The sequence below is a fragment of the Ruegeria sp. HKCCD7628 genome (assembly GCF_057221005.1).
Window position 1 is genome coordinate 765,240 of sequence record NZ_JBWVBA010000001.1, and the last position, 16,867, is coordinate 782,106.

The 16,867-nt window shown below is 55.2% G+C and carries 16 protein-coding genes and 2 tRNA genes; 8 read left to right on the top strand and 10 right to left on the bottom strand.

All coding sequences use genetic code 11. The features are described 5' to 3' along the window. Positions 1–58 precede the first annotated feature (58 nt). The 4 genes from AC2TAD_RS03830 to AC2TAD_RS03845 all read right to left on the bottom strand — a co-directional run bounded on the left by AC2TAD_RS03830 (position 59) and on the right by AC2TAD_RS03845 (position 8,206). A complete protein-coding gene (locus tag AC2TAD_RS03830) occupies positions 59–1,411 on the bottom strand; it encodes an HlyD family type I secretion periplasmic adaptor subunit (protein WP_480866048.1) in 1,353 nt (450 codons plus the stop codon). Then, positions 1,411–3,495: a type I secretion system permease/ATPase gene (locus AC2TAD_RS03835; protein ID WP_480866050.1), complete on the bottom strand. Its 2,085-nt coding sequence runs from the start codon at positions 3,493–3,495 to the stop codon at positions 1,411–1,413. Before AC2TAD_RS03835 ends, AC2TAD_RS03830 begins: the two co-directional genes overlap by 1 nt. Positions 3,496–3,675: 180 nt before the next feature. Further along, the gene (locus AC2TAD_RS03840) at positions 3,676–5,613 is read right to left on the bottom strand and encodes a type I secretion protein (RefSeq protein WP_480866051.1); all 1,938 of its coding nucleotides are present in this window, start codon (positions 5,611–5,613) and stop codon (positions 3,676–3,678) included. 139 nt (positions 5,614–5,752) lie between these two features. Further along, positions 5,753–8,206: a beta strand repeat-containing protein gene (locus tag AC2TAD_RS03845; protein WP_480866053.1), complete on the bottom strand. Its 2,454-nt coding sequence runs from the start codon at positions 8,204–8,206 to the stop codon at positions 5,753–5,755. A 599-nt stretch (positions 8,207–8,805) separates the two neighbouring features. Here AC2TAD_RS03845 and AC2TAD_RS03850 point away from each other — a divergent pair. Together AC2TAD_RS03850 and AC2TAD_RS03855 are read left to right on the top strand one after the other, a co-directional pair. Further along, the gene (locus tag AC2TAD_RS03850; RefSeq protein ID WP_480866055.1) at positions 8,806–9,546 is read left to right on the top strand and encodes a helix-turn-helix transcriptional regulator; all 741 of its coding nucleotides are present in this window, start codon (positions 8,806–8,808) and stop codon (positions 9,544–9,546) included. Then, on the top strand, positions 9,539–10,036 hold the full coding sequence (locus AC2TAD_RS03855) for a hypothetical protein (protein ID WP_170752270.1): 498 nt from the start codon (positions 9,539–9,541) through the stop codon (positions 10,034–10,036). Before AC2TAD_RS03850 ends, AC2TAD_RS03855 begins: the two co-directional genes overlap by 8 nt. Before the next feature lie 336 nt (positions 10,037–10,372). Here the strand turns inward: AC2TAD_RS03855 and AC2TAD_RS03860 are convergent. The 3 genes from AC2TAD_RS03860 to AC2TAD_RS03870 all read right to left on the bottom strand — a co-directional run bounded on the left by AC2TAD_RS03860 (position 10,373) and on the right by AC2TAD_RS03870 (position 11,277). Further along, positions 10,373–10,458, bottom strand: a tRNA-Leu gene (locus AC2TAD_RS03860). Between the two features lie 438 nt (positions 10,459–10,896). Further along, positions 10,897–11,181, bottom strand: coding sequence for a DUF6538 domain-containing protein (locus AC2TAD_RS03865; RefSeq protein WP_480866057.1), 285 nt, complete (start codon positions 11,179–11,181; stop codon positions 10,897–10,899). 20 nt (positions 11,182–11,201) lie between these two features. After that, positions 11,202–11,277: transfer RNA gene (locus tag AC2TAD_RS03870), tRNA-Thr, on the bottom strand. Between the two features lie 184 nt (positions 11,278–11,461). Between AC2TAD_RS03870 and AC2TAD_RS03875 the strand changes: the two genes are divergently transcribed. Continuing rightward, positions 11,462–12,337, top strand: a complete 876-nt coding sequence (locus AC2TAD_RS03875; RefSeq protein WP_353390536.1) for a hypothetical protein — start codon at positions 11,462–11,464, stop codon at positions 12,335–12,337. Positions 12,338–12,464: 127 nt separating this feature from the next. Here AC2TAD_RS03875 and AC2TAD_RS03880 read toward each other — a convergent pair whose 3' ends face one another. Continuing rightward, positions 12,465–12,734, bottom strand: coding sequence for a DUF2312 domain-containing protein (locus AC2TAD_RS03880; RefSeq protein ID WP_170355037.1), 270 nt, complete (start codon positions 12,732–12,734; stop codon positions 12,465–12,467). Between the two features lie 162 nt (positions 12,735–12,896). Between AC2TAD_RS03880 and AC2TAD_RS03885 the strand changes: the two genes are divergently transcribed. Continuing rightward, entirely contained in the window at positions 12,897–13,115 is a 219-nt protein-coding gene (locus AC2TAD_RS03885; protein ID WP_170355036.1) for a hypothetical protein, read from the top strand. Between the two features lie 9 nt (positions 13,116–13,124). On the opposite strand, the gene AC2TAD_RS03890 is transcribed toward AC2TAD_RS03885, so the two are convergent. Further along, the gene (locus AC2TAD_RS03890) at positions 13,125–13,340 is read right to left on the bottom strand and encodes a hypothetical protein (protein WP_170355035.1); all 216 of its coding nucleotides are present in this window, start codon (positions 13,338–13,340) and stop codon (positions 13,125–13,127) included. Between the two features lie 246 nt (positions 13,341–13,586). On the opposite strand from AC2TAD_RS03890, the gene AC2TAD_RS03895 reads away from it, so the two are divergent. The 4 genes from AC2TAD_RS03895 to AC2TAD_RS03910 are packed head-to-tail and all read left to right on the top strand — an operon-like array spanning position 13,587 to position 15,764. Beyond that, a complete protein-coding gene (locus AC2TAD_RS03895; RefSeq protein WP_170355034.1) occupies positions 13,587–14,450 on the top strand; it encodes an MBL fold metallo-hydrolase in 864 nt (287 codons plus the stop codon). A gap of 19 nt (positions 14,451–14,469) precedes the next feature. Then, positions 14,470–14,892, top strand: coding sequence for a YeeE/YedE family protein (locus AC2TAD_RS03900; RefSeq protein WP_170753912.1), 423 nt, complete (start codon positions 14,470–14,472; stop codon positions 14,890–14,892). Beyond that, a complete protein-coding gene (locus AC2TAD_RS03905; protein WP_480866060.1) occupies positions 14,892–15,323 on the top strand; it encodes a DUF6691 family protein in 432 nt (143 codons plus the stop codon). Before AC2TAD_RS03900 ends, AC2TAD_RS03905 begins: the two co-directional genes overlap by 1 nt. A 9-nt stretch (positions 15,324–15,332) precedes the next feature. Beyond that, a complete protein-coding gene (locus AC2TAD_RS03910; RefSeq protein ID WP_170753907.1) occupies positions 15,333–15,764 on the top strand; it encodes a protein tyrosine phosphatase family protein in 432 nt (143 codons plus the stop codon). A gap of 6 nt (positions 15,765–15,770) precedes the next feature. Here the strand turns inward: AC2TAD_RS03910 and AC2TAD_RS03915 are convergent, their stop codons facing one another. Beyond that, a complete protein-coding gene (locus tag AC2TAD_RS03915; protein WP_480866063.1) occupies positions 15,771–16,847 on the bottom strand; it encodes a FliM/FliN family flagellar motor C-terminal domain-containing protein in 1,077 nt (358 codons plus the stop codon). Positions 16,848–16,867 lie beyond the last annotated feature (20 nt).

The window sequence follows — 16,867 nt, forward strand, 5'->3', positions numbered from 1 at the left end:
CCCAACAAGATAACATGCGAAAACTGGAAGGTGTAGGTTGAAGACCCTACACCCGTGATCAATGTTCGCGGAAGGCACGCGACATACTGTCCGTCACCGGTTTGGCGATATAAGCCGCAAAAGTGCGTTCTTCGGTTTGAATCATGATCTCGGCAGGCATACCCGGAGTGGGGATAAAGCCCCGTACCCGGTCAATCTCGTCCGGGGCCAGTGAAATCCGGGCCAAGTATACCTCTTGAGGCGTTCCTGACGAGTCTTCGACCAGAGCATCCGCCGAGACATAGAACACCTCACCGCTTAGTACTGGCGTCGTGCGTTGGTTCAGCGCCACCAAACGCACTGTAGCGTTCTGGCCCTTGCCCACACTGTCAATTTCGGTTCGGGGAATTTGCGCCTCGATGATAAGGGGCGCATCGGCAGGTAGGATTTCAGCAATAGGCTCGCCAGTTTCGATCACGCCCCCAGGTGTGTGATAGTGAAGCCTTACAACAGTCCCAGTGACTGGTGCGCGAACAACGGCACGATCCAGAACACTACGCGCCTGACGTGCCTTTTCGCGGACACTTTCCAGATCGGCTGCAATCACACCCAACTCATCCAACGCGGCTTCGCGATAGGCCGATTGTGTCCGCGTGATCTGTTCGTCATACTTCAGCAACATCTGGTTGATTTCCGCCGTCTCAGCCGCCAGCCTCGCCTGCTGCCCCTCCGCCTCAGCCTGCACGCGACGGATCGTGTTCAAATCTCCCTTTCGAACCAAGCCTTTGTCAAACAACGCTTTTTTGGTTTCAAATTCTTCCTGCAGGATTTCCGCGCGACGTTTCATGCTGTCCAGTTGCGCCTCGAACCCGCTGGACCGGATCCTGAGGGCCTCCATGTTGCGTTCCAACAATGCGATATCATTCAGCAGGGTTTTGCGGGATACTTCGAAGCTGATCTTCTGGCCATCAAGAATGGTCATGACTTCGACATCGTCAGTGGCCGAAAGCAACTCGGCGGAAAACTCCAACTGATCCATCTCGTTGTGTTCGGCCTCAAGACGTTCAGACATGGCTTGCAAGCGGATTTTGCGAATGAACAGTTCTCGTTCATTGGCCTCGGCCGAAGTTTGGTCCAGCGTCATCAACACTTCCCCCGCCTGAACCGACTGACCTTCAATCACTTTGATGTTTTCAATGATCCCGCCCTCAAGATGCTGTACGATCTTGTTGCGACCAGTGGCCACGAAACTTCCCTGCGCAATCACCGCAGCAGCTAGCGGTGCGCTGAAAGACCAGACGCCAAAGCCGCCAAAGCAGACGACCAGCATAACTAAACCAACTACGACCAACCGGTTGATCGAGCGCGGTACTTCAGCGTACCAGGCAGTTGGGTCTTTGGGGTCATTATTGACCGGCACGAGATCATTCATTACGCATCCCCTTTCTGCTGGCCTTCAATCCCAGCCTGTTTGCGCGGGCCGTTCAATTGTTGCAGCACCTGTTCACGCTGCCCGAACAAAGCAACACGTCCATCCGTCAGCAGCATGATCTTATCGACCACGTTCAACAGCGTTGGCTTCTGCGTAATCACCACGACCGTAATCTTGTTTTCCTTGGCCTGCGCGATGGCCCGTGCCAGCGCCTGATCTCCGGCCACATCAAGGTTCGAGTTCGGCTCATCCAGAACCACAAGCCGCGGATTTCCAAAGAAGGCACGCGCAAGGGCAATCCGCTGCTTTTGACCGCCGGACAATGGCGAGCCATCGGCGGCCACAACAGTCTCATACCCTTGGGGCAACGTGGCGATCATGTTGTGGACATCAGCTAGAACGGCAGCATCGTGGATCTGTTCGTCCGTTGCATCTTCGCGCATACGGCCAATGTTGTCCTTGATGGTGCCCGGAAACAGCTGCACATCCTGCGGCAGATAGCCGATGCTTTCGCCGAATTGGCGCGGATCCCAGTTGCGGATATCCATCAGGTCCAGACGCACACTTCCGGATGTCGGCAAAATCGATCCGACCAGTGTTTTACCCAACGTGGTCTTACCCGCGCCCGAGTTGCCAATGATCGCCAGAGTCTCACCCGGATTCAGCGCAAAGCTGATCCCATTCAATACAACGCGCTTGGTGCCGCCGGGAACAAAAAGCAGCCGTTCCACATCCAACCGCCCTTCTGGCCGCGGCAAGCGCAGTTTCTCGAACTGAAGCGCCGAGTTGGACAGCAAGTTCTTGATCCGCCCGTAAGCCCCACGTGTCAGCAGGAAACCGTTCCACCCTTCGATGGAGCCTTCGATGGGTGCAAAAGCCCGCCCGGCAATGATCGACGCCGCGATCACCATCCCGCCCGTGATTTCGCCCTGCAGGGCCAGGAATGCCCCCCACCCCAGAATGGCTATCTGTGTCAGCAAACGCACCGCTCGCGAAATAGCGGCGAAAATAACGTTCCGGTCCTGTGCTCGCACTTGCCACGTCAGTGACTGCGCAGTGTCTCGGCCCCAAATACGCACGGCCTCGGGGATCATGGCCAGAGCATTTATAATCTGGCTGTTGCGCGACATCGAATCCAGATGCTGGTTGGCCATGGATTGCGCCCGGTTGGCCTCGGCAAAAGGTCCGGCAGTCATACGTTGGTTGATAAGGGCAATGACCATCAACAACAGCGCTGTGACGATCACGATCATACCCAGCTGGGGATGAACCAGAAAGATCATAAGGATGAACAACGGTGCAAATGGCACGTCCAGAAACGAGATCAAAGTCCCCGATACTAGAAAACCTCGTACCTGCTGAAGATCACCCAATGTCTGATATTCGCGCCCTGTGCCATGCAACGAAGCATGAGCGGCCGCGCTGAGGATCGGAGCGCCCAGCCGTGCATTAACCTCGACCGCGGTTCGCATCAGCATGAAGCGACGCACCGCATCGAAGGCCGACTGAAAGATGACAGCGCCAGCCACGATCGCGGTCAGCATGATCAACGTATCCAACGATCGACTGGTAAGCACGCGGTCACTGATCTGAAACAGGTAAATCGGGATCGCCAGAATAAGGATATTCGTCGCACAGGTCAGGACCAGTACAAAGGCAAGGTTGCGCAGAATCGCACGCAGCGAGACTTGCAGGGTACGCTGAAAATCCTCGGGCGGGGTGCGTTTGTGAAAGGTTTGGGGTGGCCCATTACCATCTCCGCCGCCGCTTTTCTTCAACGGCAAAGGTTGGTTCGCCTTGGCCTCGATAGTGGTGCCAATACTCGCACCGCCTTTGGAGCGCGACAGGGGGGGGACCCGCGCGGTCTCCTTTCTGGCGGTTTCAGGACCGAGCCCTTCAGCATCGGCCACCCCAGCATCGCAGCCCTTAGTACCGTGACCTTGATCAGGCTGCGACGTAGCGCGCCGAAGGGAATATTCAGCGCGTTTCTGAATATCGTCAGTTTCGGACCTTTGATCGGGGTCCAATCTGATTTTGTTTGCTTCCGGTTTTTCGGGCCCTTTTTTCAAAGGCCGCACACGCATGTCTTCGCTTAATCGTAATTCGGGCAATATGCCGGACGCCATCGCCGTTCGTGCGGCAACTGATTTGACTGGATTGGCCCCACCCCCGCCGTCCATAGGACTTGCAAAGAGAGAGCGACGCGACGAAAACGTTCTCGACATACTCAGACTTTCGGTTCACTCGTAAAAAAAACTGGGAAATTAAGCTAACATTGAGGACAGCGCATCATCCACGCTGGCCATTTCAGAGGGCGTCAGTTTGTTGTGCCCCGGGGCAAGGTCTGACTTACCCGGTCCAGATGTTTCCTGCATCAGGATCGCGATGGCTTCATTGGCCAGCTCTGTACCCAGATCTTCGTCTTGGGTGTCAATCAGGCTCGCCTGATGCAGAACGACGTCCGAATATTCGCCTTCCGATGCCATAACGACCGAGTCCACTCCGATGGTCGAGATACTCGCCGCATTCAGCACCGCATTTCCAGCACCCAGCGCTGAAGCGATGGCACCATTCCCTCCTTGTACGTGAATATCATCCTGGTCCTGCAGGGTAGTCACCTGTTCGACGACGTTGACCTGCACCAGATCACCTTCGATTTTCAGAACCCGCACCTGCTCCATCCCCGCAAATTGAGGATCGTTCAGCAGTGCATCTTCCAAAGCGTCGGTATCCATCTCCTGCAGAGGTAAAACTTCGGCCAGCGTTTCCGACAACTCTTCATGAGTGTCTTCCCCAATGGTCGTCAGTTCTACGTGGTTCATGACAAGGTTGTCATTGTCTTCCTCGGCGATCACCCCCGAGACTACATCGTCATCCACCAACGCAATCGTCTGATGGACAAAATCCACCGAAACCATGTCTCCGCCGATTAAAACCAGATCGTAATAGCTGCCGAGCTGAACGACGCTGACCTCATTCACCAGATCGTTGTCACCCAACACAAACAGGCTGGTCGTGGCGTCGATCTGGGTTTCAATATGGTCGATATCAGTGGCGTTGATTTCTTGTTTCACGAAATTTGTGACGAACAGATCACCCGAAATCCAGGTGATCGCGACAAGAGGATCTTGTCCCTCTTCCGAGACATTATCATCAAGCCAGGACGCCTCATTGGATTCCACTGCAATACTTGACGACTGAACCACCGTGGTTTCGCTTTGACTATCCTCGGGCCCTTCGTCGACATCCGAGACAATCGCCACCTGGCTTACAACGGTTAGGTTGACCGACTGCCCACCGACCGCAATTACCGGAGCATCGACCCAACCGACTGTAATGGCCACCTCGTTTATCGCTAGGTTGCCCCCCGCGATAACGGTGTGACCATCGCCAAAATCTGCATCGTCTGACTGATCCCACTCAGTTGGCAACAAATCAGGGTGGTCACTGTCATCTTCTTCATCAGGAAGATGGTGACTTGGCACCAATTCCAGAAAATCCGGAAGTTCCTCGACATGTTCACCGTTCACAATCGTTCCTATGGCTTCATCGCCTTGAAACTGGTGGACAGTCACATCCTCAGACGGGGCTTCGAACGGGGCCTCCATCTCGGCAACAATCGATTCGAGATGCTCGATCGACTGATAATCGGAAATACTAAAGGATGGGGACGATACCGCGTGTAGAGAAAGCGCAACATCAGCCAGTTCCTGACCTTGCTGCACCAATGAGTCCACATCGCGGAAATCCCCCTGACCGATGGTGTCGTTGTCGTTCAGGTCCAATGTCTGAATCGCATAGGTGACAGCCGAGCCGATCAGTTCGGGGATCAAAACCGGTTTTGCGACTAAGATCGGTATCGAGGTCGACGCGATCGCCGCATCGGGAAGCACTTGATCGGGACCCGGGCCAGTCTGCAATGGACCATCGGGAACCGGCCCCAACGGTTGAGGGTTTGGAGCCAACGGAATGTCAGTGTGACTAACCGATGGCGCATAGGGCAAAGCGTCGTATTTTCCGGGGTCAAGGTTAAGGTCTGCCCGTACTTTCACGGCAGCACCTTCTTCCAGCTCTTCCATCTCAGCCTTGCGCCTGAGAGCAGTAAATTCCTGATATTGATCTCGCAACCGAGCTTGCTCGGTCGTCAGATCAAAAGTTCCGATGAAATGGGCAATCGTCTCACTGATACTATCAAACGACATTTCAATTTCCTTTCCCGCGGCGTTCAAAATCAACTGCCTTGGGTTAAGTTGAGTCGGGGCCATCTGTCCTTGGCCCCGACAGTTTTTCAGAAGTGGTCAGAGCCTGGAAACCCAAGCTCTGACCCGGCCACCACGCAAGTTACGCGTCGGCGTCGTCGCTGGCGAAGCTGGAGGTCATCGAGCCACCGACCATGGTTGTGTCGACCGAGTTGCCAAGAACGTTGGCGCCCATGACAATCGACTGGTTGAACGCCGAAGTGTCGACCACCGCAGCCGCCGAGGCATAGGACTCGCCGTTCACAATGCCGTCTCCGCCGTTGCCGGAGCCCCACTCGCCTGCATGGCCACCGGTCCCGCCAGCACCCGAATAGGCACCCGCAGCGTCACCGCCGTTGACCATTGCGCCGGTCGTCGCACCCGAGGTCGCAGTGCCGATCGCGTCGCCACTGGTTCCGCCGTTACCAGCACCAGCGCCGCCGCCGCCACCAAAGCCGGACATGGCCGACCCGGTCGCGCTGCCCGCGCCCGTCGAGGTTGCGTCATTGTCGGACATCGCGTCACCGCCATACCCTGCAATGGCACTTGCCAGACTGTCTGCAGACCCGTCCGTATCCGCGACCGAGAACAGACCAGAGTCGCCGCCCTCGCCTGCGGTGTTGGTTGCATCAGCAGACCCTGCACCTGTACCGCTGGACATCGCATCCTGCTGGATCGCGCCGCCACCGCCACCGAAACCATCGGCAGTCGCGGTTCCGGTACCGGTACCTGTTGCGGACCCGTCGGTGGTGTTGCTACCGGCCGCGCCACCGTCACCGCTGTTGTTCTGCGGCAGGCTCGCGGTTCCGTTCACATCGCCAGGCGATTGGGTGACGTTCGGGCCAGTCGTGGTTTGATCGCCAACGCCTTGCGCGCCAGAAGTCGCACCCGCGGTACCTCCGGTTGCCATTCCGCCCGAGCCATCGCCGCCCGAACCAACGCCACCGGTCCCGTCACCGCCACCAGCGCCACCGCCAGTTCCGTCGCCACCCGAACCGAAGGCACCTGTGCCATCGCCGCCAGAGCCGACTGCGCCCGAACCAACGCCACCGGTGCCCGGATTACCGTGATTTGTGTCTCCGCCACCATTGCTGGCATCAGCATGACCAGCATTCAGTCCAATCAGACCATTCTGCTGATTCAAAGCTGCCAGAGCTGCGTCAACCTGACCCGAGTCACCACCGGTACCCGCGCCGCCAGTTCCGGCACCGCCAGTTCCAGCTGCACCATTACCGCTGCCGCCCGATCCGGTTGCACCGTTGCCGTTGCCGCCGGTACCGCCACTGCCGTTACCGTTGCCACCAGTGCCACTTGCACCTGTGCCATTCCCGGTATCCGCATCGGCCGCACTGCCAGCCAGGCTTCCTGCAAGCCCAAGGCCCAGATTGCCGGCGTCTGCGTCATTGGCCTCGGTCTCGCTGCTTCCGGCGTTGATCGCGACACCATCGGTGTCGGCATAACCGTCGCCACCATTTGCACCGTTTGCGTCAGAGTCATTGGTCCCCTGACCAGCACCCAGCGCACCAGCATGCGATACGTTATCTCCGCCGCTGGACAGACCGCCGTTCTCGGCACCCGAGAGCCCCAAGCCCAGGCCCAAGCCGACGGATCCGGCATTACCGCCTTCTCCGGCTACGCTGGTGCCATCGGAAACCGAAGCGCCGCTGTTATGCGCGGCCGAGTCACTGATAGCTTGACCACCTGCGCCTGCACTGCTGCTGCCGTTGGACTCCGCACCAGACAAGCCCACGCCCAAACCGACATTAGACGCATCACCCGCGTTACCACCGTCACCACCGACACCGGTACCATCGGCATCACCGGTGTGACCGCCCAGTGCGTATGCATCGCTGCCAGTCGTATTGCCCGAGGCATTCCCCGCATGGGTGCTGCCACCTTGGCCCGAATTGCCGCCGTCGGAATGCGTGCTGATGCCCTCATCGGCTGTCGCGGAGCCGCCGCGCGCGTTACCGTTCTGGTCAAAGCTACCGGTATTGGTTACCGCAGCCGATCCCAGATGATCATCGTCGCTGAGGTTGGCGTACTGGTGGTTGATGGCGGACATGTCGTTGCCCTCACCACTCAGGTCAATATCCAGGTTCAAATCGTCGCCCGGATCGTAGTCGAAATCGTTTCCAACAGTGATCACATCATCAATCGACGACCCGCCGGATACGTCGACGTCGACCAGGTCGTCGTCACGGCCCAAAGGCTCGGCATCGCCAAAGTCGATGTTGACCCAGTTCGAATTGTCATTGTTGCCATTGGTCTGGCTTTGACCCTGGCCCTGATCCTGACCTTGACCCTGGTCTTGGCCCTGATCCTGGCCCTGTCCCTGATCCTGACCCTGTCCATTCTCGACCACGGTCGCCTGACCCTGGATTTGATCCTGGCCTTGACCCTGTTCATTTTCGACATTGGTGTCCTGATCAGTCAGATCAGCTTCAATATAGGCGTCGTCAACGTGAACATCTGCGTCCACGGGAACATATGCCGTACCGATGTTAACTTCATCAATGTCTGTGATGCTGTTATGCGGTTGTTGACGTTTACTCATATCAATAATTCCACTTACTGAGCGCACGGACCGTCATTCATCTCCAAAACGGTGACTGGCGCGTTGAAACAATGAGGCACGCAAGCGCAAACCGCGCATGGGTGCGTGTCTTTTCAGTGATTCCTCTCCCACCCTCCTTTCTCGGCCAAGCCGAAACTACGTCTGAAGAAAAACGTCGCGAAAATGCGCGATGAGCAGACGCAATAGGAACTTCAACTCCGCAAATTGGAGTGCAATCATGGTTGCAGCAGTAAGGTGATCTGGATAGCTAGCCGTAAGCGCTAGAACGGTTAACTCTATATTTTATATTGAAAAAATTTCGATCGGCCATTAGCGAGTGGTCGAGACGAAACAAAAAATTGGTTTAAAACCTGCAAGTTACTTCCCGCAACTATCCAGATTTTATTTGGAAAATCGCACCGATGACGCCTATCCGAAAGTTCTAGAACTCTTCACAATTGAACGACCGGACACGGAAGAAAATTCTACTTTCTTCTATGGCCATCTACTCAAGTGCGTTAATATTCAGTTAATATTAATCTAATGTTCAGTTAATGATTTCGCCGCTTGTGTGGCGTGGTAGTGATAAGGGGGAGGTTATGAACATTCCGCTTCAGGATAATACCCTGAATAGTCAATATTTATTGGAAGAGTTCTCAATCAATTTCATCGGCAAGGAGCTGTTTTATTCAGAGCAGACCATCGAAAGTGTTCAATCTGAATTTGGTGTCTCTACGCATCGCTTCGAATCGATTGCGTCCCTGCCAATTTACGGCGCGGAAAACAATGGTCCCGGAAGAATTCTGATTGTTGACCAGATGTTGACAGAAGATTTTCTAGCCCGCCCGCGACACTATAAGGACAGTGCAGGGCTAGGTAGCCTCGTATTTGCGTATCGCAAGGAAGATGCGGCTCGGTTTGTATTTGACCGTTGGGATCCCGGTGCACATGGGGACATAGGTTACCTTCCGATGAATATTGCACCCGACGCGTGGCGGTCGATCCTTCGCCTTCTCTTACATGAAGAACTTTATCTTCCCAGTTTTCTCGCCAACTCAGTGTGCAACGCAACCTCTCCAACGCAGAAACATTCGGTTGAGTCGACAGACCCGCACCCGCTTTATTCCAAACTGACGCGAAGGGAAAAGCAGGTGTTGCGATTGGTCTCAAAAGGTCAAAGCAACAAGATTATTGCATCAAATCTAGGGATCACTGAACATACGGTGAAGTTGCATATACACAATGTCGCGGGAAAAATCGGTGTAAGCAATCGAACCGCGGCGGCACAGTTCTTTTTTGAGGTCGCCCCGCAAGAGGCGCAGCACACGACAATTGACTGAAGATTTTGAAGCCCGTTTCGATCGTCTCATCCTGCTTGTCGGCAGGCTGAATTATATGTGGACCAACACCGAAAGCCTTTTGATCCATTTAATCGCCGGCCTGTCTGGCACGCCCAAAGACACAGCCGTCATCATCTTTTTAACCTTGAATACAACAAGGGCGCGCATCGACCTTGTAGAACGTCTGGCCAAAATGGAAGGGCGGCCTGCCGAAATACGGGACCCAATACTCGAGCACACACACCGCCTGTCTAAACTGTCTGGCATCCGGAATCGGTATAATCACTGCATCTATTCCTTCGATCCAGACAGCGGGAATCCAAAAACGATTCTTATGCGCATCGCTGACCGAAAAACCGACATCAGACTGGGACGTGAAGACACAGTCGATGACGAGGCCATGCGGGAAATTGAAAAAGTTGTCACCCAATTGTCCGAAGCCAACCGCGATATCTGGCGACTTATTGGGCAGCTTGGCTTTCCGGTATGACAAATGGTGCGGATGGCTAGGATCGAGCCCGAAAGCCTTAGGGGAATGTATTTTAAGTCGCTGTTTTTAAAACCTTTTATGACTTAATAGAACCTGCTGAGGGTCTGCGCAGTCAAGAAAACAAAACTGGTCGCCTCATAGCACGTCCTGAGGTCTCTCAGGATCCAATCGAAACATGGCCTATAGCGGCGATCAAAGATGACCACGAAACTCACTCAGGCGACAGTGCACCGGCTGGCCGAGGACCATCCATCGGGCACCCAGATTTACGACAGCGAGGCGAAAGGCCTCAGGCTATTCTGAGGCATGCGCAAATCTTACTGTCGCCTAAGAAGTTGGTACCCGCGGCCGGACTCGAACCGGCACGGCCTTCCGGCCCAGAGATTTTAAGTCTCTTGTGTCTACCATTCCACCACGCGGGCGAGCGTGTCGGGCCTAACTCGGTCCTGAAAATCTCAATACGGCCACAAGGCTATGAGTACAATGCGCTTTCGGCGACCTGAAGTGTTAAAAGGCGCAACCTCAAGAATATTGCTTCAAACATCTCGCAATCTGAATCGATTTGACTAGGCAAAGAATTTCAAGTTGCGCACTCGACTAGACCGCTCTCTTCGTTTGCTAACGCCCTTTGTGCTGTCCATCTCGGCAAATGAATCTCGGTTTAGAGATGAAACTCCACTTACGAAGACCACAAACCTGATCTTCGGTCGACGGACTAAGCACGCCCACAATGCATGGATGGCAACATAGACGAGGCATTGATCGGGGCGTAGTCGGCGACGCACTGAATACAAGCCTTAGATGCCCACTGTGCCCGAGAGCTTCACAGTCTCTCTCACGGGCGGTGGGTTTTCCCCAGCTTAACCGCCCAAGGCAACCCTCAAACGGCGCTTCCTGGGCCGATCCACACTCTGAACCCGCAAGTGGGACCCGTACTCGTCCAGTTGTTCCGCAGCCCGTCTTTCACGTTGGGTTGCCACTGAAGCCGACCGGATTCCCACAGAGTAGGTGGTTTTCGGTGAGTCACAGTGGTGTGAGAGGTCCTGTGGCACTCCTCGATCGGAATAGTATGTGCCGTTCTTTTTGAAACAGAAGGGCACTGAAATGTCCGTTGCCTGCAGCGCTCTTAAGAAGCCAATGTGCATCAATGTGTTGACAAGGGAAGTGGTGCCCCCACACGGACTCGAACCGCGGACCTACTGATTACAAATCAGTTGCTCTACCAGCTGAGCTATAGGGGCATTGAGTGTCGATTAATGGCTCTGGCGAGGGACTGCAAGCCTCAAATTTCATCCTTGCTTAAGGAAAGTCCGATTTCTTCTTGTCCAATTGGGCAAGCGCTTTGTAATAGCCCGGGTTTGACTGTACCACGCTCAGACTGTAATCCGGCAGACAAGGCCAAAGACGTAAGGACGTATACCAACGATGCAGGTTGCCATCCACGCCGGTGCTGCTTTTACCGACGAAGGCCGGCTACTCACGTCTTTACAGACCAACAATACAACTCTGTCCCAAACAGGAACCCGATTTTTTGGCCCCAGAAGATTTCGGCAAGTTTTTAATCCGGTGTTTCAGGCGTTACACTCGGGCTCTTTGACCCCAAAAGGCGAGGATCGGTTGCGAAATGTGCTGCCCTCGGACGAAAACGCTCAACGCGCGATCTTCCTGAGCAACGAGTTCGCTGGTGATCGCGGAGCAACTCTTTTGGACGGGCAGCTTTACCCTCGCGCGGGCGAAAGAATGGCCCTGCTCGAGCACGCGTTTCATGGCCATCAGGTCGAGATCTTTTTGGCCCTAAAAAACCTTGGGAGCTTTATCCCCAAGTTGTTAATGTCATTGCCAGAAGCGGAACGCGCGGCGGTTATCGACAACACTGACCTGAGCTGTCTCAGCTGGATCGGTATGATTGACGATATTCGCGACCTTGCCCCCAACGTGAAAATAACGCTTTGGTGCAACGAAGACACGCCGTTCATTTGGGGCGACATTATCCGCGCGATTGCGGATCTGCCGGACGATACTCCGATCAACAAGGAATTCGATCTGCTTCTGTCTTTGCTGACGGACGAAGGAAAGCAGAAGGCAGCAGATTTAACGCAGCCAGATTCAAACCTGACTCGCGGTGAGGTCACGGACGCCCTTGCACTGATTCTGACAGAGAATGCGCAGCCGGACAAAATCGAAGAAGAACTCGACCTTTCTGGCTGGAATTCGGATATTGTGGACGCGTTTTCAGAGCTTTACGAACAGGATATCGACCGGTTGGAGACCACAACCGGCGTCCGCTTTCTTCGACCGTAGACAAGAAAATCGATAAACGCATTCTTTGCACCTCAATGATCGAGATGCCACCTCTACTGCCCCTACAATTTCGGTCAAATAGGGACCTGTCGCCCGCTAAATTAGGCTGTAAGTTTCCCGGACTTACTCAGTTCATGCCCAGCGCTTCTTTGTACATTTCAAGTACAGCTTCTTCCTCGGCAATATCATCCTGGTCACGCTTGCGAAGAGCGATAACCTTACGCATGACCTTGGTGTCGTAGCCGCGCGCCTTGGCCTCGGCCATGACCTCTTTTTGCTGCTCAGCAATGTCTTTTTTCTCAGCATCCAATCGCTCGAAGCGTTCAATGAACTGGCGCAATTCACCCGCTGTCACACGATAGTTGGCGGTGGCCTGATCTTCGGTCATATCTTCCATTTTCGTCTCTCTCAGCGATTGCGGTTTGATGCTGTAACAGCGGCTTTCGCGGGATACCTTGCCTCTGCACCTACCGCAAGCGCACAATCCATGGTCAGGCTTGTGTGACGCAGTACGATCCGATAAGCGCTGAGGAAATCAGTGAACCGTTTGTGGGGAACCATGTTTCAAATCATCACATGGGGCGGTGCTGCCCTCTCGCTCGCAGGCCTTCTGGGATTGGTCTGGTGCATTTTACGGGTGATGAAGGCGCGCAAGTCCGGTTTGTCGGATGATGAGTTGCGCGCCGTTGTTCAGGGCGTTCTGCCTTGGAACCTGGGTTCGCTTTTCCTGTCGGTTCTCGGGCTGATGCTTGTGATACTTGGAATTTCGTTCAGTTGAGAATGTGCCTTAGACTGGCAGATTATCAAATCGCGCTTCCATTGCGTCTTCGCACAACGCCGCATCCAAACGCCGCAACCGCGATGGGATGTGGACACCTTGCTGACGCATACGCTCGATGATTTTGGTCACGCTGGGTTGAAGAGCCAGCCGCGTCTCAAGACAGGCACCCTGCAACTTCGCTTCAAGCTGCTCAGCTTCGGAATACAAATTGCTTGTAGACATGTTCATCCTCCCAAATGCTGTCTGATTAACCTCATATAGGTAACCGTTTTAAGACTTGCCGATCTTAGCCCGCATACGGGCGAAAACTCGCCTGCCAAGTGCCCGGTCATCGTGTGGTTTTGCGGATTGTTTAAATTCTATGCCAATCCAGCCTAAGCTGCCTTGACAGACATCAAGTCACGAACTGTTGATTGCCTTATATTCCGCAATTAATATATGAATACTGAGGCACGTACGGAGAGCAAAATGACACCTAAGGTGAAAGCGTTTTTTGATACAGATACATTCACAGTGTCCTACCTGGTTCAGGAACCCGAAGGTCAAGCTTGTGCGATCGTCGACAGCGTTCTGGATTTCGACCATGCCTCGGGGCGGACAAACACCAACTCGGCCGACATGATCATAGACTTCGTCCGAAAGCACGACCTCAAGGTAGAATGGATCTTGGAAAGCCACGTGCACGCCGATCACCTTTCGGCCGCTCCATATTTACAGCAGGAACTTGGTGGCAAAATCGGCATCGGCGACCAAATCGTGACCATTCAGGAAACCTTCGGCAAGATCTTCAACGAAGGGACCGAGTTTCAGCGCGATGGCAGCCAATTTGATGCCTTGTTCCGCGAAGGTGACAGCTTTCACGTTGGCCAGATGCGCGGAGATGTGTTGCACACACCGGGCCATACACCAGCCTGCCTGACATATGTGATTGGAGACGCGGCCTTTGTCGGCGACACGCTGTTCATGCCGGATTTCGGCACTGCGCGGTGTGACTTCCCTGGGGGGTCTTCTGAGATGCTGTATGCATCGATCCAAAAAATATTGTCTCTGCCGGATGAAACCCGAGTGTTCGTTGGTCATGATTACAAAGCACCCGGTCGGGACGAATACGCGTGGGAGACAACAGTGGGCGAGCAAAAAGCTCTGAATGTGCATATTGGTCAGGGACGACCGGTCGAGGAATTCGTCGAGATGCGCGACGCGCGTGATGCGACCCTTGGTATGCCACGCCTGATCCTGCCGTCTCTGCAGGTCAACATGCGTGCAGGTCAGATGCCGCCTGCGGACGAAAAAGGTGATGTTTTTCTGAAGCTTCCCATCAACAAGCTTTAGCGCCGAAAGGGAGCGAACAATGCAAGTCGCGTGGATTTGGGGATTGGCGGGGGGACTACTGATCGGCTTGGGCGCCGCAGTTTACCTGCTTGGGAACGGTCGCATAATGGGGGCCAGCGGAATTCTCGGGGGGCTGGTCGACAGCACGGATCGCACCGCCGAGCGGCTGGCTTTTGTCGCGGGGCTGATCGGAATGCCCCTGGTGCTGTGGCTGTTCATGTCCCCTGCCCCGCAAACTCATCTGACCGGCAATCTGCCTGTCGTTATAATCGCAGGAGTCCTGGTTGGTGTCGGAACGCGGATCGCGAATGGCTGCACCTCGGGGCACGGAGTTTGCGGTATATCGCGGTTCTCGCTGCGCGGTATCGTGGCAACGCTTATCTATATCGGTTCAGGTGCTGTAACTCTGTACCTGCTGCGACACATGTTGGGATGGGTTTGATGCGGGTTCTGATCGCTTTGCTAGCTGGGTCGCTGTTCGGAGCGGGTTTGTTGATTTCGGGCATGACCGATACGACGAAGGTGCAGGGCTGGCTGGATGTGTTCGGCAACTGGGACCCGACGCTTGCCTTCGTAATGGGCGGGGCGATCCTGCCGATGTTGGTCGCCTGGAAAATCGCCGCGCGCGGTCAACCATTGACAGGGGGCAAGTATCCGCAAGCGTCCCGGCCCGAGCTGGATCGTCGACTGGTCGTAGGTTCCGTGATGTTCGGTATGGGATGGGGTCTGTCCGGCTTATGCCCCGGCCCCGCGATTGCCTCTGTCACCTATGGTGGCATCGGTGGAGTGGTGTTCCTGATCGCCATGATTGCCGGGATGTTCGCCGCACCCGTCGTCGGGGCGCAACTGGACAGAGCCGCAAACCCGGCCTAATCAATTGTCATGGAGATTCGACCAATTACCCCCCGCTACGCTGTCTCGCCGCAAATTTCGGTCGAGGACGTTCAGACCATTGCTGATTTAGGCTTTGTTCGGGTTATCTGCAACCGACCTAACAGTGAAGTTCCGATGGACCTGCAATCTGACGCGATTGGACAGGCGGTTCGCGCGGCTGGAATGGAATACGAAGTGCTGGAACTGACTCACCAGACGATGACGCCGGAAAACGTCGCCCTTCAGCGCGAACTTGCCGAACGCTGCAGCGGCCCGGTTCTGGCCTATTGCGCCTCGGGAACGCGCTGTTCGGTTGTCTGGGCCCTTGGGCAATGTGACCGGATGAGCACAGATGACATTCTGGATGCAACCACCAAAGCCGGTTACGCGCTTGAGAACCTCAGACCGGCGCTGGATCAACTTCGCAGCGTGAGCGACTAGGCAGCATTAGTCAGGTTTGCCATCCAGCCCAGCAAGCTTTGAAATCTCGGCTGCAATCTGATCTGAATCGCCCAGGGTCAACTCACCCTCAATCGTTTCCAGTGCCTTTCGGGTGATCGGAACAATATCTGTTTCAAGATCATGCTCGGGTTTGGATTGCGCCGTTGGCGACCGGGCTTCAAGAAACTCATGCTCAGCCGCGTTTAGCGGGCTGGGTATAGTTTCGTGTTCGTTCAATCGCACCGCGCGCATTCCGCCACATTGGCCCAAGCGACCCACAGCAGCCCGTGATCGGTCAATCGTCAAGACTTCGGCCTTGTCTACACGCGCCCCGACCAGCGGAAGAACATCACCTTCCGATAACCCAGACAATGACGCAAAGGGCAACGACATACGGCAGATCACCGTGTTCAGCTCCGCTCGCAATACGCCCGACGACTGCTCGAGATTGGGGCCTGCGACCTGTTCGTCGGGGTCATCAAGGTCACCATCTTTTTGACGATCCGGCAGAAACAGGGAAATCTGTCCCTGTCGCACACCTCCGCCAAGCTCGACCGTCAGTTCGTATACGTCATAAATATCTTCGACCATAGCCAGTGTCAGCGTGCGCTTGTCCGGCAAACGCGCCTTGTATTCATACCCCGTCAAACCGGCCTGATCGCCCGAGGATTCGACTATACGGGATGCGCGGGTCAGTACCTCTTCGATCAGAGGTGCGACCATAGCCGCATCCGTATCCGTGCACACGCGCGCGGAAGGCGGGTCCGACATGACCTGCCCAAGTGTCTGCACCTGAACGATTGCAGACATTGCGCCAGGATCAAGGCACACGGCCGCTGAAACACCATCCCCATTTCCCAGCAGCACGAAAAGCCAGTCATCCTTGGCAACTTCAGCCAATGTATCCACCGGTCGACATGATTGTTTTGCGCCGATCACCGTCACGGGCAGCTTCATCACATCCCCTGCCGCTCGTGCGAATGCCAATCGCAGAGCCCGCAGAACAGAGCGCGGTTTGTCACCCCGCTCCTCCTGACTTGCCGAGAGCTTGCGCGCCAACGCCGTGCCGACCGGTTGCGTCATTCCCAAAACCGCCCTTCGTT

What these genes read in the sequence shown, in the direction of transcription:
- AC2TAD_RS03830 (WP_480866048.1), bottom strand. Translation starts at nt 1,411, where the DNA reads ATGAATGATCTCGTGCCGGTCAATAATGACCCCAAAGACCCAACTGCC.
- AC2TAD_RS03835 (WP_480866050.1), bottom strand. Translation starts at nt 3,495, where the DNA reads ATGCGTGTGCGGCCTTTGAAAAAAGGGCCCGAAAAACCGGAAGCAAAC.
- AC2TAD_RS03840 (WP_480866051.1), bottom strand. Translation starts at nt 5,613, where the DNA reads ATGTCGTTTGATAGTATCAGTGAGACGATTGCCCATTTCATCGGAACT.
- AC2TAD_RS03845 (WP_480866053.1), bottom strand. Translation starts at nt 8,206, where the DNA reads ATGAGTAAACGTCAACAACCGCATAACAGCATCACAGACATTGATGAA.
- AC2TAD_RS03850 (WP_480866055.1), top strand. Translation starts at nt 8,806, where the DNA reads ATGAACATTCCGCTTCAGGATAATACCCTGAATAGTCAATATTTATTG.
- AC2TAD_RS03865 (WP_480866057.1), bottom strand. Translation starts at nt 11,181, where the DNA reads ATGCACATTGGCTTCTTAAGAGCGCTGCAGGCAACGGACATTTCAGTG.
- AC2TAD_RS03875 (WP_353390536.1), top strand. Translation starts at nt 11,462, where the DNA reads ATGCAGGTTGCCATCCACGCCGGTGCTGCTTTTACCGACGAAGGCCGG.
- AC2TAD_RS03880 (WP_170355037.1), bottom strand. Translation starts at nt 12,734, where the DNA reads ATGGAAGATATGACCGAAGATCAGGCCACCGCCAACTATCGTGTGACA.
- AC2TAD_RS03885 (WP_170355036.1), top strand. Translation starts at nt 12,897, where the DNA reads ATGTTTCAAATCATCACATGGGGCGGTGCTGCCCTCTCGCTCGCAGGC.
- AC2TAD_RS03890 (WP_170355035.1), bottom strand. Translation starts at nt 13,340, where the DNA reads ATGTCTACAAGCAATTTGTATTCCGAAGCTGAGCAGCTTGAAGCGAAG.
- AC2TAD_RS03895 (WP_170355034.1), top strand. Translation starts at nt 13,587, where the DNA reads ATGACACCTAAGGTGAAAGCGTTTTTTGATACAGATACATTCACAGTG.
- AC2TAD_RS03900 (WP_170753912.1), top strand. Translation starts at nt 14,470, where the DNA reads ATGCAAGTCGCGTGGATTTGGGGATTGGCGGGGGGACTACTGATCGGC.
- AC2TAD_RS03905 (WP_480866060.1), top strand. Translation starts at nt 14,892, where the DNA reads ATGCGGGTTCTGATCGCTTTGCTAGCTGGGTCGCTGTTCGGAGCGGGT.
- AC2TAD_RS03910 (WP_170753907.1), top strand. Translation starts at nt 15,333, where the DNA reads ATGGAGATTCGACCAATTACCCCCCGCTACGCTGTCTCGCCGCAAATT.
- AC2TAD_RS03915 (WP_480866063.1), bottom strand. Translation starts at nt 16,847, where the DNA reads ATGACGCAACCGGTCGGCACGGCGTTGGCGCGCAAGCTCTCGGCAAGT.